We start from the raw sequence: 13,520 nt of genomic DNA on the forward strand, positions 1-13,520 counted from the left end.
CGATCATCCTGGCGGGCGGCGGCGTGATCATCGCCGAGGCGTGCGACGAGCTGCGCGCGCTGGCCGAGCACCTCCAGGTCCCCGTGCAGGTGACGCTCATGGGCAAGGGCGCCTTCCCCGAGGACCACCCGCTGTTCGCCGGCATGGCGGGCATACAGACCCAGACGCGGTGGGGCAACGCCGCGTTCCTGGACAGCGATCTGGTGCTGGCCGTGGGCGCCCGCTTCGGCGACCGGCACACCGGCGACCTCGAGGTCTACCGCAGAGGGCGCACGTTCGTGCACGTGGACATCGAGCCCACGCAGATCGGCCGGGTCTTCGAGCCCGACCTGGGGATCGTCGGCCATGCCCGGCCGGTGCTGGCGGAGCTGCTGGGCGAGGCGCGCCGCCGTACGGCGCCGAAGGAGCCCGGCAAGTGGCTGCGGAAGATCGCCGACCTGCGCCGGACGATGGCCCGGCGCGACGACTTCGACGACGTACCGATCAAGCCGCCACGGGTCTTCAAGGAGATCAACGAGTATTTCGGCAGGGACACCACGTTCGTCACCGCCATCGGGCTCTACCAGATCTGGTCGGGCCAGTTCCAGACGACCTACCTGCCGCGCCGCTACCTGGTCTGCGGCCAGGCCGGGCCGCTGGGCTGGGAGGTGCCGGCGGCCATGGGCGTCAAGTGCGCCCATCCCGAGCGCCAGGTCGTGGCGGTGGTGGGCGACTACTCCTTCCAGTTCCTCATGGAGGAGGTCGCGGTGGCCGCCCAGTACCGTGTCCCGTTCGTCATCGTCATGATCAACAACGAGTACCTGGGGCTCATCCGGCAGGCCGAGATCCCGTACGACATGAACTACGCCGTGGACCTGCACTACGGGGAAGGCGGCATCGACCATGTCAAGGCAATGGAGGCGTTCGGCTGCCCGGCACGGCGGGTGGAGCTGCCGGGGGACATCCGCGACGCGCTGGCCTGGGCGACGGCGGAGTCGGCGCGGGAGCGGCTGCCGGTGCTGGTGGAGGTGATGGTCGAGCGCGAGGCCAACGCCGCCATGGGGCCCTCGCTCGAGGCGATCAAGGAGTTCGAGCCGCTGCCCGAGCTCATCACCGCTGACTGGTCCGACTGAGGAGGAGCGCATGCGGCTCAAGCCTGGTATGGCCTGGCAGGACGCCTACGACCGATGCTGCTCGGCGGCGCCCGAAGCCTTCCACGACGACCGGGTGCTGAACCACTGGGGCGGCATCTGGCACCGCGACGGGCGCCCCGTGCCCGGCTTCTCACCGCTGGACGGCACCGCCATCGCGGGCCTGCCCAGGCTCGACCGGGCGGGCGCCGGACGCGCGGTGGCGGGCGCGGTCGAGGAGCACCAGAGGTGGCGGCACGTGCCGCTCGCCGAGCGCAAGGCCATGGTGTCCGCCGCCGTGGAGTCCATGGCCGCGCACCGCGACCTGCTGGCCCTGCTGCTTGTCTGGGAGATCGGCAAGCCGTGGAAGACGGCCCGCGCTGACGTGGACCGCTGCCTGGACGGCGTGCGCTGGTACGTCGAGGAGATCGACCGCATGGTCGCGGGGCGCGCGCCGCTGCCCGGGCCGGTCAGCAACATCGCGAGCTGGAACTACCCGATGAGCGTGCTCATGCACGCCATGCTCGTGCAGGCGCTGGCCGGCAACGCGGTGATCGCCAAGACTCCCACGGACGGCGGGCTGTGCTGCCTCACGCTCGCCTGCGCGCTGGCCGTGCGGGAAGGGCTCCCGTTCACGCTGGTCAGCGGGGGAGGGGCGGAGCTTTCGCCGGTGCTCGCCGGTGGGCGCTCGCTGGGCTGCGTGTCGTTCGTGGGCGGCAGGGACGCGGGGGCGAAGGTGGCGACCTCGCTGGCCGACGTGGGGCGCAGGCACGTGCTGGAGCAGGAGGGGCTCAACTGCTGGGGCGTGTGGGAGTACGGCGACTGGGACCTGCTCGCGCGGCAGATCCGGGCGTCGTTCGACTACGGCAAGCAGCGGTGCACCGCTTATCCGCGGTTCGTGGTGCAGCGCTCGCTGTTCCACGAGTTCCTGGGGGCGTACCTGGCGGCGGTGGGATCCCTGCGGTTCGGCCATCCGCTCGCGGTGGACTCTCCCGACGACCCGCTGCCCGAACTGGACTTCGGGCCGTTGATCAACGCCTCGAAGGCCAAGGAGCTGGCCGACCAGGTGGACGAGGCTGTGGCCCGGGGCGGGGTGCCGGTGCACAGGGCGCCGCTCGACACCGGACATTTCCTGCCGGGGCAGGATATTTCCGCGTATTTTGCGCCGACGGCACTCCTCAACCCGCCCCGCTCCTCGCCCCTCTTCCACGCCGAGCCGTTCGGGCCGGTGGACACGTTCGTGCTGGTGGACACGGAGGCGGAGCTGCTGGCCGCGATGAACGCCAGCAACGGCGCCCTGGTGGCCACGCTCTCCTGTGACGAGGAGGAGACGTACCGGCGGCTGGCACCGGAGGTCCGGGCCTTCAAGGTCGGCCACAACCGGCCGCGCTCTCGGGGCGACCGGGAGGAGCTGTTCGGCGGGCTCGGGGCGTCCTGGCGCGGCGCATTCGTCGGCGGCGAGCTGCTCGTGCGGGCCGCCACCACGGGGCCGGAGGGCGAGCGCCTGCCTGGCAACTTCCCGCACTACACGCTGCTGCCCTAAAAGGCTCCGAAGCGGGTCGCGACCACCAGCACGAGGAAGATCAGCGCGGCGACTCGCAGGAGCTTCCCGCCGATCCCCAGCGATGGCCACGACAGGTACGCCAGCCAGCCGACGAACGCGATCACCGGCAGCACGGCCACGCCGCCCAGCGGGTTGGCCACGGCGAACCCGGTCAGCAGCAGGATCACCAGCACGGCGGGCGCCACCCACCGGGGGACCTGCGTGAACAAGTACGTCATCGGCACGGCGCTGCGCTGCTCGACGGCCTTGCGCAGGCCGGTCGCGCCCGGCGTGAAGAACTGCTCGCCCTTGGGAAGCGGGCGCTTGCTGTCAGGGGCCACCCTCAGAGCCTACGGCAGTTGGCGTGTCGGCCTGTCGTAACGCCTTTAATCTGGTCAGGTGCTCGCCGTGATCCGATACACCGTTCCAGAGGCCCAGTCCCAAGACTTCGTCAAGCAAGGCCAAACCATTCTCGACACGCTCGCCGCCCAGCCGGGCTACCGGCGTGGCCGGCTGGCCCGTTCGGTCGATGAGCCCAACCTGTGGGCGCTGGTCACGGAATGGGAGGGCGCCGGGTTCTACCGCAGGGCTTTGTCGGCTGCGAGGATGGCGATGTACCCGCTGATGATCCTCATGGTCAACGAACCCAGTGCCTACGAGGACGTCTACACGCAAGACGGGGCGTAACGATTACTGGCGCGCGAGAGGGTGCGTGCGTCCCCTAAGCTGGGATCTCACCAATTTCACTCGCCGACCTCCAGCCGGAAAGAGAATCAACCAAAATGGCACGACGCACCGACGTCATGGACACCATCGTCAGCCTCGCCAAACGCCGCGGGCTCGTATACCCGTCGAGCGAGATCTACGGAGGACTGCGCGCGTCGTGGGACTACGGTCCACTGGGTGTCGAGCTCAAGAACAACGTCAAGCGGCAGTGGTGGCTGTCGATGGTCCAGTCGCGCGACGACGTCGTGGGCCTCGACTCCTGCGTCATCCTTGCGCCCGAGGTGTGGCGGGCCAGCGGCCACGTCGAAACCTTCACCGACCCGCTGACCGAGTGTCTCTCCTGCCACAAGCGCTTCCGCGCCGATCACCTCATCGAGGCGTACGAGGAGAAGAACGGCAAGTCGCCCGAGGGCGGCCTGGCCGACATCACCTGCCCCAACTGCGGCAACAAGGGCACCTTCACCGAGCCCAGGCAGTTCAGCGGCCTGCTCAAGACCTATCTCGGCCCGGTCGAGGACGAGTCGGGCCTGGCCTACCTGCGGCCCGAGACCGCGCAGGGCATCTTCATCAACTACCTCAACGTGCAGCAGTCGGCACGCAAGAAGATCCCGTTCGGCATCGGCCAGGTCGGCAAGTCGTTCCGCAACGAGATCACGCCGGGCAACTTCATCTTCCGCACCCGCGAGTTCGAGCAGATGGAGATGGAGTTCTTCGTCAAGCCGGGCACGGACGAGGAGTGGCACCAATACTGGATCGACGAGCGCTTCCGCTGGTACTCCGACCTGGGCATCAGCAAGGACAACCTGCGCCTCTATGAGCACCCGAAGGACAAGCTGTCCCACTACGCCAAGCGCACGGTGGACATCGAATACCGCTTCAACTTCACCGGCTCGGAGTGGGGTGAGCTCGAAGGCGTCGCCAACCGCACCGACTTCGACCTCAGCTCCCACTCCAAGGCGTCCGGCGCCGACCTGAGCTTCTTCGAGCAGGACACGGGGGAGCGCTACATCCCCTACGTCATCGAGCCGGCGGCCGGTGTCGACCGGGCGGCGCTGACGTTCCTGCTCGACGCCTACAGCGAGGACGAGGCGCCCAACGCCAAGGGGGTCCTGGAGAAGCGCACCGTCATGCGGCTCGACCACCGGCTCGCGCCGGTCAAGGCCGCGGTGCTGCCGCTCTCGCGCAACGCCGACCTGTCGCCCAAGGCCCGCGACCTGGCCGCGCAGCTGCGCCGCCGGTGGAACGTGGAGTTCGACGACGCGGGCGCCATCGGCCGCCGCTACCGCCGCCAGGACGAGATCGGCACGCCGTTCTGCATCACGGTCGACTTCGACACGCTCGAGGACCACGCGGTGACCATCCGCGAGCGCGACTCGATGGCCCAGGAGCGCATCTCGATCGACGGCGTCGAGTCCTACCTGCGCCAGCACCTCAATGATTGATTTTTAGTGTTCGTCTGACGGGCCGCTCGCCGTTGTCTCGGCGGGCGGCCCGTTGTGCGTTCAAAGCCATGGTCTCTTACGGCTGCGCACGGTGGACACCACCCGCCGCACTTCCGGCGGGGGCCTAGCCTGCTCGTCTGCGGCAGACGGCCCGGGCGACCAGGAACGCCAGCACCGGCAGCACGAACACGGCCACCCGCAGTCCGATCACGATCATCATGTACGTGTCGTGCGGCACGGTCAGCAGCGCGTCGGGGGCGCGCGCCGGCTGCGGGAAGCCCGGCGCGGAGTGCATCCGCGGCGACGCCTCCGACACCCACATCCCCGCCCACAACACCGTGAAGAACGCGATGACCGCGACGCCCAGCGCCGTGCGCACCGGCGCCTGCGACGGCCGGTCCAGCAGGTGGTGATGGTCGCCGTCGCCGGTGAAGCGCCGCTCGATGAACGGGTAGAGGAACAGGACGCCGAAGAAGACCGTGAGGATGAGCGGCGGGATCCAGAGCCCCGGCTGCAACACGTACCCGCCGATGGTGATCTCCCACGGCGGGACGAGCCGCTGCGCGCCGTCCAGCACCCCGAAGTACCAGAACGGCTGCGCCGACGGCACATATCCGCCCGCCCGGTACGCCCCGTGCTCCCACACCGGGTTGACCCGCACGAACGTGGCGAGCGCCGCGATGGCTCCCATCGTGAACAGCGCCGTGGCGCCGTTCTTGACCGCGAAGTACGGGAAGAACGGGCCGCCGGTCACCCGGTGCTCGTCGGCTGCCGTCGCCCTGCGCTCGTGTTCATGGTCGCGACCGCTTCGCTCCTCGTTGGCTCGTTCCTCGCTCTCTCGTCGCGAGCTCCTTCGCTCGGTGTGCTTCTGCCGCCAGGTGAGGATCAGCGCGTGCAGCGGCACCACCGCCATCAGGATCCCCGGCACCAGCAGCACATGGGTGACGAACACCCGTGGGATGACCTGCCCGGGGAACCCGCCGTCGAAGGCGAACGCCGCCAGGTACGTGCCCACCAGAGGGATCGACAGCAGCAGCCCGTGTGCCTCGCGCAGGCCGGTCATCGCGAGCTGGTCACCGGGCAGCGAGACGCCCAGGAACGACTCGAACAGCACCAGCCCGAACAGCACCACCCCGAGCATCCAGGTCAGCTCGCGCGGCCGCCGGAACGCGCCGGTGAAGAACACCCGGCACAGGTGGGCCACGATCGCCAGCACGAACACCGTGGCCGACCAGTGGTGGAGCTGCCGCATCAGCAGCCCGCCCCGCACGTCCAGGCTGGTCTCCGTGGCGGACGCGAAGGCCACGCCGGGGTGGGGTTCGTAGAACAGGGTGAGGAACGTGCCCGTGAGCACCAGCAGCGCGAACGAGTAGAGCGCCAGCTCGCCCAGCAGGAACGTCCAGTGGCTCGGGAACAGCTTGCGCAGCTGCGGCCGGAGCCAGCGGGCGAACGGCAGGCGGTCGTCGAGGTAGATCGCGGAATCGACGGCCGCCTTTGCGGCTCCCGCGACTAAGCGGGCGCGCCGCTTGGGCTTGGTAGGAGTGGCCATGGGCGCCTCCTGATGGGGGTGTGATCTGATTCTGCACCCACCGCCCGCCTTTCACAAGAATTGGTGTAAACCAATTGGTCTAAGCCAATTTTGCATCTTCCAGAACTTTAATTGGATTAGACCTGTTGTAGGCCGTTTACCAGCGCAAACGACAACTTATCCGAGGGGTGCAGTTTCATCATCAATTTCGCCGGTAGAGTCCGGGCAGAGGCGTTGATTGGAGCGTGTGGTGGCCAAGTACGTTTACGACTTCACCGAGGGCAACAGGAATCTCAAGGATCTTCTCGGCGGCAAGGGTGCGAATCTCGCTGAAATGACCAACCTCGGGCTGCCTGTTCCCCCCGGATTCACGATCACCACCGACGCCTGCCGCCACTATCTGGCGACGGGCGTCGTACCGGACGGCCTGGACGAGGAGGTCGCCGAGCACCTCGACGCGCTCGAGGAGCAGATGGGCCGGCGGCTCGGGCAGGCCGACGACCCGCTGCTGGTGAGCGTGCGGTCCGGGGCGAAGTTCTCCATGCCGGGCATGATGGAGACCGTCCTCAACATCGGGCTCAACGACGAGTCGGTGCACGGCCTGGCCAAGCAGGCGGGCGGCAACGACCGCTTCGCGTGGGACTCGTACCGCAGGCTCATCCAGATGTTCGGCAAGACGGTGCTCGGGATCGACGGCGACCTGTTCGAGCACGCGCTCGACGAGCTGAAGGGCAGGCGCCAGGACACCGACCTCGACGCGGGCGAGCTGCAGCGGCTCGTGGAGACGTTCAAGGGCATCGTCCGCGACCAGACCGGCAAGGACTTCCCCAGCGACCCGCGCGAGCAGATGCGCCTGGCCGTCATGGCGGTCTTCGACTCCTGGAACGCTCCCCGGGCCATCCTCTACCGCCGCCAGGAACGCATCCCCGCCGACCTCGGCACCGCCGTGAACATCGTGGCCATGGTCTTCGGCAACGTCGGCAACGACTCCGGCACCGGCGTCGCCTTCACCCGCGACCCGGGCACCGGCAGGCAGGGCATCTACGGCGACTACCTGCAGAACGCCCAGGGCGAGGACGTGGTGGCCGGCATCCGCAACACGATCCCGCTGGAGGAGCTCGAGCGCATCGACAAGCCCTCGTACGAAGAGCTGCTCCGGATCATGGAGACCCTCGAGAACCACTACAAGGACTTGTGCGACATCGAGTTCACGATCGAGCGCGGCAAGTTGTGGATGCTGCAGACGCGGGTCGGCAAGCGCACCGCGGCGGCCGCCTTCTGCATCGCCACGCAGCTCGTGGACCAGGGCCTGATCACGCTCGACGAGGCCGTCACCCGGGTCACCGGCGATCAGCTGGCGCAGCTCATGTTCCCCCGCTTCGACGGCGGCGCGGAGAAGAAGAAGATCGCCAAGGGCATGAACGCCTCCCCCGGCGCCGCCGTGGGCAAGGCCGTCTTCTCGTCCGAGCGGGCGGTGGAGCTGTCGCAGCAGGGCGAGGACGTCATCCTGGTCCGCCGTGAGACCAACCCCGACGACCTGGCCGGCATGATCGCCGCCAAGGGCATCCTGACCAGCCGCGGCGGCAAGACCTCCCACGCCGCTGTGGTCGCCAGGGGCATGGGCAAGACGTGCGTGTGCGGGGCGGAGGAGCTGGAAGTCTCTCCCCATGAGCGCCGCTTCACCGCGCCCGGCGGGGTGGCGGTGTCCGAGGGCGACGTCATCTCCATCGACGGAACCTCCGGGGAGATCTTCCTCGGGGAGGTGCCGGTCGTGGACTCGGCGGTGGTCGAGTACTTCGAGGGCGCCCCGCCGGAGGACGAGCTGGTCAAGGCCGTGGACCGGATCATGCGCCACGCGGACTCGATGCGGCGGCTGGGCGTGCGGGCGAACGCCGACACCCCGGAGGACGCGGCGCGGGCCCGCCGCTTCGGGGCGGAGGGCATCGGGCTGTGCCGTACGGAGCACATGTTCCTGGGTGAGCGCAGACAATTGGTGGAGGACCTGGTCCTCGCGTCGACCGACGAGGAGCGCCAGGCGGCGCTGGACGCGCTGGAGCCGCTACAGAAGGCCGACTTCACCCAGATATTTCAGGCGATGGGCGGCGCCCCCGTCACGGTCCGCCTCATCGACCCGCCTCTCCACGAATTCCTCCCCGACATCGTGGACCTCTCGGTCAAGGCCGCCACGGACGAGGCCACCGAGAAGGACCGCCGGCTCCTCGCCGCGGTGAAGCGCCTCCACGAGCAGAACCCGATGCTGGGACTCAGGGGCGTGCGCCTGGGCCTGGTGATCCCGGGCCTGTTCACGATGCAGGTGAGGGCGATCGCCCAGGCGGCCAAGGAGGTGCCCGGCGCCCGGCCGGAGATCATGATCCCGCTGGTGGCGGCCGTACAGGAGCTGGAGTCGGTACGTGAGGAGGCGGAGAAGATCCTCGCGGAGACCGGCGTGGACGCTCTCATCGGCACCATGATCGAGGTCCCGAGGGCGGCCCTGACGGCGGCCCAGATAGCGGAGGCGGCGGAGTTCTTCTCGTTCGGCACCAACGACCTCACCCAGATGGCGTGGGGCTTCTCCCGGGACGACGTGGAGTCGGCCTTCTTCTCCCGCTACCTGGACCTGGGCATCTTCGGCGTCTCCCCGTTCGAGACCCTGGACAGGGAGGGCGTGGGCCGCCTGATCAAGATCGCGGTGGAGGAGGGCAGGTCGGCCCGTCCGGACCTGCACCTGGGCATCTGCGGCGAGCACGGCGGCGACCCGGACTCGGTGCACTTCTGCCACGAGGTCGGCCTGGACTACGTCTCCTGCTCGCCCTTCCGCATCCCGATAGCCCGCCTGGAGGCCGGCCGCGCCGCCCTGGCCGAAACGGACTCCGACACGCGCTAGTCGCGCGGCCGTTCCTCTCGCGCAGGCAGCAGGCAGTCGAGCACGACGGCGGCCATGCGGCCGGGCCGGTCGGGGGCGGGATGGTGGCGCTCGGCGGTGAGTGCTCCCAGGACGATCGCCTGCACATCCTCGGCGTCCACGTCCGTCCGCACGGCGCCGGCATCCTGTGCCCGTACGAGCAGATCGGCGAAGGCCTGGCGGAGGTCCAGGGCCGTCTCCTGGGTGCGCTCGGACAGCTTGACGCCGGCCTGGGCGAGCGCGTCGGCCAGGTCCTGCTTGCCGTGGGCCTCGCTGATCAGGCTGTGCAGGAACGGGAAGAACGCCGACCCGTCGCGGTCGCTCTGGACGGCCTGGCGGGCCTGCTCGGTGAGCGAGGCGAGGTGCTCGGTGAGGACCGCCTCGATCAACGCCTCCTTGGCCGGGAAGTGGCGGTGGACGGTGCCTGGGCCGACCCCGGCCCGGCGGGCTATCTCATCGAGCGACACGGTCAGGCCCTCGGTGGCGAAGGCCTCGCGGGCGGTTTCGAGGATGCGTTCCCTGTTGCGCCGGGCGTCGGCACGCATCGGCCGCTGGCTGTCCAATCGTCCCCCTTGCAAACCGGGGCGAGCGCCCCGCATAATGATTAAGCGGTGCAAACGCCCCGCTTAATCAAGGAGTATGCCATGACCGTTGCCGGCGCACACCAGATCGTCGAGCAGTTGCTGAGCCTCGTCGCCCACGGCCCCTGTGAGGAGATGGCCGACCTGTTCGCGGAGGACGCCGTCTTCGAGATGCCGTATCTGCCGCCGGGCGTGCCGGCTCAGGAGCCGGGCCGCGAGACCTTCCGCGCTCACCTGCGCGAGGGGGCGCTGGTGCAGCGCTTCGACGCCGTCACCGACGCCCGGATCCACCAGACGGCCGACCCGGAGGTCGTCATCGCTGAATACCGGCTGCACGGCACCGTCACCGCCACCGGCAAGCGCTTCGCCTTCGACCTGGTCATGGTCGCCCGGGTACGCGACGGGCTCATCGTCTCCCACCGGTCCTACGCCAACCCCCTCGACGCGGCCGTCGCCTTCGGCGCCGTCGGGGACCTGCTCACCGCTCTGGCTGGGTAGCCGTGCCTGGATGGACGAGCCCGGACTCCAGGAGGTCCAGGTCCGGGGGGACGAGGGTCGTCGACTCGACCAGGCCTCTGAGGAGGTTGTGCAGGAGGTTGTTGTCGTAGGGGCGGCCCTCCGCCTTGTCGTGGCGCAGCGGGTACGGGAAGCCGCCGGCGTGGAGGCGGTAGCGGACGGCCTCGATGCGGTCCTCGATGATGTTCGCCCGCCAGTCGTCATCCGGGCGGAGGTAGGCCAGCCGGGCCGCGGCCTGCTTGTACGTCAGCGGCCGAGGCGCCTCCTCGTACAGCAGGTAGCGTTCGCCCAGGACCACCAGGAGCAGGCGCTCTGCCGCGTTTATCTCCCAGATCTTCGGCGGGATGGTCTCGGCCTCGTGGCGGTCCGTCTGGGTGTCGCCGTAGGGTCCCGTGACGTAGAGCTCCACCAGATGCTGACGGTAGCCGGAGCCCCTGATGAACAGCGGGGTGTAGCCCGCCGTCAGCGGGACGGGATCGGATGACTGGTGCATCAGCTGGCCGTGCGGCAGGCGCATGAGCTGCTGGCCCATGTTGCGCAGCCACCAGTAGCTGTCCTGGTACGTCACCTCGGCGTGCAGACGGCTCACCGACTGGTCGTCCGTCCCCACGCTCAGGTCGACGGCCGGCCGCTTGGCCCGGCCGAAGCGGACCTGGCGGCCCGGGCGCGGCCGGACCTTGATGCCACCGGTGATGGTGCGGGCGTGGAGTGTGCCGGGAACGGCCGCCTCCACACCATGCGCGAGGCTGTTGGCGACGCTCATCTACTCGCCTCCTTGGTGCTGGTCGTACGCGCGCCCCCACATGGTGCCCCAACCTCTCCGGGACCCCTCCCGGCCCGCACGAGGAGGGTTCAGGCGCCGGGTGGCCGCGTGGTGGCGGAGCGACCAGGGCGGAACACCGCGCGCTCCCGAATCTACTGCGTGAAGGTGGAAATACGCAGAGTTCTGATCACGCTTTGGACGCCTTCCTCCACACCTGCTCGGCCGAGGAGTCAGCACGCCCCGGGCCGTTCGGGCGGCGCCGCAGTGCCGGGTCGCCGGTCACTTCCATGGAACCCCTTGCCGCATTCGGATCGTAGCCGTACCGTCACGGATAGCGTTTTCGGCGGTGCGGAGGTGGAGCTGTGGGGTGGCACAACTGTGGGCATCCTTTCGCGAACGGGGAGACGTGATGTTGCCGCACATCGCATGGCGGCTGGACGCCATGATCGCGGCCATCACCGAGCACCGCCTGCCCCTCACCCGCCCGATCGAGCAGGCGTTGCGGGCGGTTCCCCGCCACTGGTTCATGCCACCCGTGGGCGAGTCGATCGAGCGCGACGGGCGTCGCGTGCCGATCGACCGGGACACCGACCCGCCGGCCTGGTGGGACGCCGTCTACGCGGGCCGGCCGATCGTGACAGGCAATGGGTGCTCGTGCCCCGCGCCCAGCGCGGTCGCCGATCTGCTCGAGCTGCTCGGGCCCGTGTCCGGGCAGCGGGTGCTGGAGGTGGGGACGGGCACGGGATGGACCGCCGCGCTGCTCGGCCGCCTGGTCGGCCAGTCGGGCAGCGTGACCTCGGTCGAGGCGGACGCCGCCGTCGCCGAGCAGGCCGCGAAGAACCTGGCGGCCGCCGGCGCCATGCCCCACCTCGTCCTGGGGGACGGCGCGGCGGGCTGTGCCGAGCGGGCGCCGTATGACGGGGTGCAAGTGACGTACGCCGTGCGCATCGTGCCGTACGCCTGGATCGCGCAGGCCCGCCCAGGGGCGGCGATCGTCTGCGGGTTCGGTGACAATCACGCCCTGCGGCTGGTGGCCGGGCCGGACGGCACGGCGAGCGGCCGGTTCTCGCGGCTCACGACGATGTGCACCCGGCAGAACGACCCGTCCGGCGCGGCCCTGGCCGTCGACCTCATCGGAGATCGGCGTGAGGCCTACCGGACGTGGACGGAGTGGGACGAGCCGGAGCGGGAGCGGTTCGGCATGACGGTCACACCCGAGGGGCAGCGGGTCTGGCTGGACAGCCCTGAGCGGGTGATCGGATAGGGGAGCGGACCGCTCCTGTCGTAATTCGTTTGCCCGGGCGCGAAGCCGACGAGCAGGATGCGGGGATGCGCATCGAGTTCGCGAGATTCTCCCTCGACGACACCGACCTTCTCGTCGACTTCCTGACCCGGCAGGAATGGCCCTTCCACGCGGGCACCCAGGACCCCGAGGTCGTGAGGAGCCGCGCCGCCGACGGCCTTTACGACAACGAGGAGACGAGGACGTTCTGGGTGCTCGCCGACGGGGAGCGCGTCGGTCTGATCAAGCTGCTGGATCTCGCCGACGAGACGCCCATGTTCGACCTGCGGATAGGGCAGGAGTGGCGGGGCCGGGGCCTCGGCGCCAAGGCGGTCGCCTGGCTGACCGGCTACCTGTTCACCGAGATGCCGCACATCAACCGGATCGAGGGCAACACCCGCCAGGACAACCACGTGATGAGGGCGGTCTTCCGCAAGAGCGGGTACGCCAAGGAGTCGCACTACCGGGAGGCGTGGCCGGACAGGGACGGCAAGCTCCATGACTCCGTCGGCTACGCGATCCTCCGCCGCGACTGGCTCTCCGGCACGGTCACACCGCCGGACTGGCACGACGACTGACGCGCCACGGCAGCCGGATGGGTCATGAGGCCCTGAGGGGACGGTGGTGGGCCACGGCGCGGGCGTGGGCCTCGGTCAGAAGGGGGCGGACCTGCTCGCCCGGGTTCAGGATCGCGATCCAGCCCTGACGCGCGTACACCGGGTGCGGGATGACGCGGTCCTCGACCGTGTAGTCGATGCCGGCGTGGTGCTCGGCGTGCTCCTTCGGCGGGAATCCGACGAGCCGCTGGAACTCGCCGCTCCCGACGTGGATGTTCAGCCGGAACACGCCCTGCCTGTTCAGGTCGGAGGCGGTGTCGTACCCGTCGTAGTCCTTGGTGACGATGGTCGCGAACGGCTGCCGGGGGCGGGCCTCCAGAGTGCCCTCCGGGTCGTAGTAGAAGAACGTGTCTCCCCAGGCGATCTCGGGCGCTCCGCTGTCCGCGCTGATGGTCATGGCCACGGCTCCGGGGAAGCCGGACACGAATCCAATGATCTCGTTCTCGGTCATGCCTTCAAGTGTTTCATTGACCCTCCCAGTGAGACTTTCCGCTCCATCTAGTCGGTCGAT

13 protein-coding genes are annotated in these 13,520 nt (G+C 69.3%); 8 read left to right on the plus strand and 5 right to left on the minus strand.

The window, feature by feature from the left end; genetic code table 11:
* Both AB0J09_RS09375 and AB0J09_RS09380 read left to right on the plus strand, forming a co-directional pair.
* Nucleotides 1-1,112 (plus strand): thiamine pyrophosphate-dependent enzyme (locus tag AB0J09_RS09375; protein ID WP_360687707.1); only part of this gene is annotated, 1,112 nt, incomplete at its 5' end.
* Nucleotides 1,113-1,122: 10 nt separating this feature from the next.
* Nucleotides 1,123-2,652: an aldehyde dehydrogenase family protein gene (locus AB0J09_RS09380; protein WP_360687710.1), complete on the plus strand. Its 1,530-nt coding sequence runs from the start codon at nt 1,123-1,125 to the stop codon at nt 2,650-2,652.
* Here AB0J09_RS09380 and AB0J09_RS09385 read toward each other — a convergent pair.
* A complete protein-coding gene (locus AB0J09_RS09385; RefSeq protein ID WP_360687713.1) occupies nt 2,649-2,993 on the minus strand; it encodes a DUF6703 family protein in 345 nt (114 codons plus the stop codon). The two genes, AB0J09_RS09380 and AB0J09_RS09385, sit on opposite strands and share 4 nt — an antisense overlap.
* Before the next feature lie 58 nt (nt 2,994-3,051).
* On the opposite strand from AB0J09_RS09385, the gene AB0J09_RS09390 reads away from it, so the two are divergent.
* Complete coding sequence (locus tag AB0J09_RS09390; RefSeq protein ID WP_360687716.1) at nt 3,052-3,339, plus strand: antibiotic biosynthesis monooxygenase family protein; 288 nt, start codon at nt 3,052-3,054, stop codon at nt 3,337-3,339.
* Nucleotides 3,340-3,434: 95 nt separating this feature from the next.
* Nucleotides 3,435-4,820: a glycine--tRNA ligase gene (locus tag AB0J09_RS09395; RefSeq protein ID WP_360687719.1), complete on the plus strand. Its 1,386-nt coding sequence runs from the start codon at nt 3,435-3,437 to the stop codon at nt 4,818-4,820.
* Nucleotides 4,821-4,944: 124 nt separating this feature from the next.
* Here AB0J09_RS09395 and AB0J09_RS09400 read toward each other — a convergent pair whose 3' ends face one another.
* A complete protein-coding gene (locus tag AB0J09_RS09400) occupies nt 4,945-6,369 on the minus strand; it encodes a cytochrome b N-terminal domain-containing protein (RefSeq protein ID WP_360687722.1) in 1,425 nt (474 codons plus the stop codon).
* Between the two features lie 229 nt (nt 6,370-6,598).
* Here AB0J09_RS09400 and ppdK point away from each other — a divergent pair, with 229 nt between their 5' ends.
* Nucleotides 6,599-9,232 (plus strand): pyruvate, phosphate dikinase, encoded by a 2,634-nt coding sequence (ppdK, locus tag AB0J09_RS09405; protein WP_360687725.1) that lies wholly within the window; start codon nt 6,599-6,601, stop codon nt 9,230-9,232.
* Here ppdK and AB0J09_RS09410 read toward each other — a convergent pair.
* Nucleotides 9,229-9,795 carry a helix-turn-helix domain-containing protein gene (locus AB0J09_RS09410; protein WP_360687728.1) on the minus strand — a complete coding sequence of 189 codons (567 nt, stop codon included), beginning with the start codon at nt 9,793-9,795 and terminating at the stop codon, nt 9,229-9,231. The genes ppdK and AB0J09_RS09410 overlap by 4 nt on opposite strands.
* Nucleotides 9,796-9,894: 99 nt before the next feature.
* Between AB0J09_RS09410 and AB0J09_RS09415 the strand changes: the two genes are divergently transcribed.
* Nucleotides 9,895-10,329 carry a nuclear transport factor 2 family protein gene (locus AB0J09_RS09415; RefSeq protein ID WP_360687731.1) on the plus strand — a complete coding sequence of 145 codons (435 nt, stop codon included), beginning with the start codon at nt 9,895-9,897 and terminating at the stop codon, nt 10,327-10,329.
* On the opposite strand, the gene AB0J09_RS09420 is transcribed toward AB0J09_RS09415, so the two are convergent.
* Entirely contained in the window at nt 10,310-11,110 is an 801-nt protein-coding gene (locus AB0J09_RS09420) for an FHA domain-containing protein (RefSeq protein WP_360687734.1), read from the minus strand. The genes AB0J09_RS09415 and AB0J09_RS09420 overlap by 20 nt on opposite strands.
* Nucleotides 11,111-11,519: 409 nt before the next feature.
* Between AB0J09_RS09420 and AB0J09_RS09425 the strand changes: the two genes are divergently transcribed.
* Both AB0J09_RS09425 and AB0J09_RS09430 read left to right on the plus strand, forming a co-directional pair.
* On the plus strand, nt 11,520-12,374 hold the full coding sequence (locus AB0J09_RS09425; RefSeq protein WP_360687737.1) for a methyltransferase domain-containing protein: 855 nt from the start codon (nt 11,520-11,522) through the stop codon (nt 12,372-12,374).
* Nucleotides 12,375-12,439: 65 nt separating this feature from the next.
* Nucleotides 12,440-12,970, plus strand: coding sequence for a GNAT family N-acetyltransferase (locus AB0J09_RS09430; RefSeq protein ID WP_360687739.1), 531 nt, complete (start codon nt 12,440-12,442; stop codon nt 12,968-12,970).
* Between the two features lie 22 nt (nt 12,971-12,992).
* On the opposite strand, the gene AB0J09_RS09435 is transcribed toward AB0J09_RS09430, so the two are convergent.
* On the minus strand, nt 12,993-13,460 hold the full coding sequence (locus AB0J09_RS09435) for a DUF6194 family protein (RefSeq protein ID WP_360687742.1): 468 nt from the start codon (nt 13,458-13,460) through the stop codon (nt 12,993-12,995).
* Between the last annotated feature and the right edge of the window lie 60 nt (nt 13,461-13,520).

It is taken from the genome of Nonomuraea sp. NPDC049784 (assembly GCF_040659615.1).
Taxonomy (GTDB): domain Bacteria; phylum Actinomycetota; class Actinomycetes; order Streptosporangiales; family Streptosporangiaceae; genus Nonomuraea.

Bases quoted from the DNA above. Each gene is read 5' to 3' on its own strand.
- AB0J09_RS09380 (WP_360687710.1), top strand. From the start codon at position 1,123: ATGCGGCTCAAGCCTGGTATGGCCTGGCAGGACGCCTACGACCGATGC.
- AB0J09_RS09420 (WP_360687734.1), bottom strand. From the start codon at position 11,110: ATGAGCGTCGCCAACAGCCTCGCGCATGGTGTGGAGGCGGCCGTTCCC.
- AB0J09_RS09400 (WP_360687722.1), bottom strand. From the start codon at position 6,369: ATGGCCACTCCTACCAAGCCCAAGCGGCGCGCCCGCTTAGTCGCGGGA.
- AB0J09_RS09410 (WP_360687728.1), bottom strand. From the start codon at position 9,795: ATGCGTGCCGACGCCCGGCGCAACAGGGAACGCATCCTCGAAACCGCC.
- AB0J09_RS09430 (WP_360687739.1), top strand. From the start codon at position 12,440: ATGCGCATCGAGTTCGCGAGATTCTCCCTCGACGACACCGACCTTCTC.
- AB0J09_RS09425 (WP_360687737.1), top strand. From the start codon at position 11,520: ATGTTGCCGCACATCGCATGGCGGCTGGACGCCATGATCGCGGCCATC.
- AB0J09_RS09435 (WP_360687742.1), bottom strand. From the start codon at position 13,460: ATGACCGAGAACGAGATCATTGGATTCGTGTCCGGCTTCCCCGGAGCC.
- AB0J09_RS09395 (WP_360687719.1), top strand. From the start codon at position 3,435: ATGGCACGACGCACCGACGTCATGGACACCATCGTCAGCCTCGCCAAA.
- AB0J09_RS09415 (WP_360687731.1), top strand. From the start codon at position 9,895: ATGACCGTTGCCGGCGCACACCAGATCGTCGAGCAGTTGCTGAGCCTC.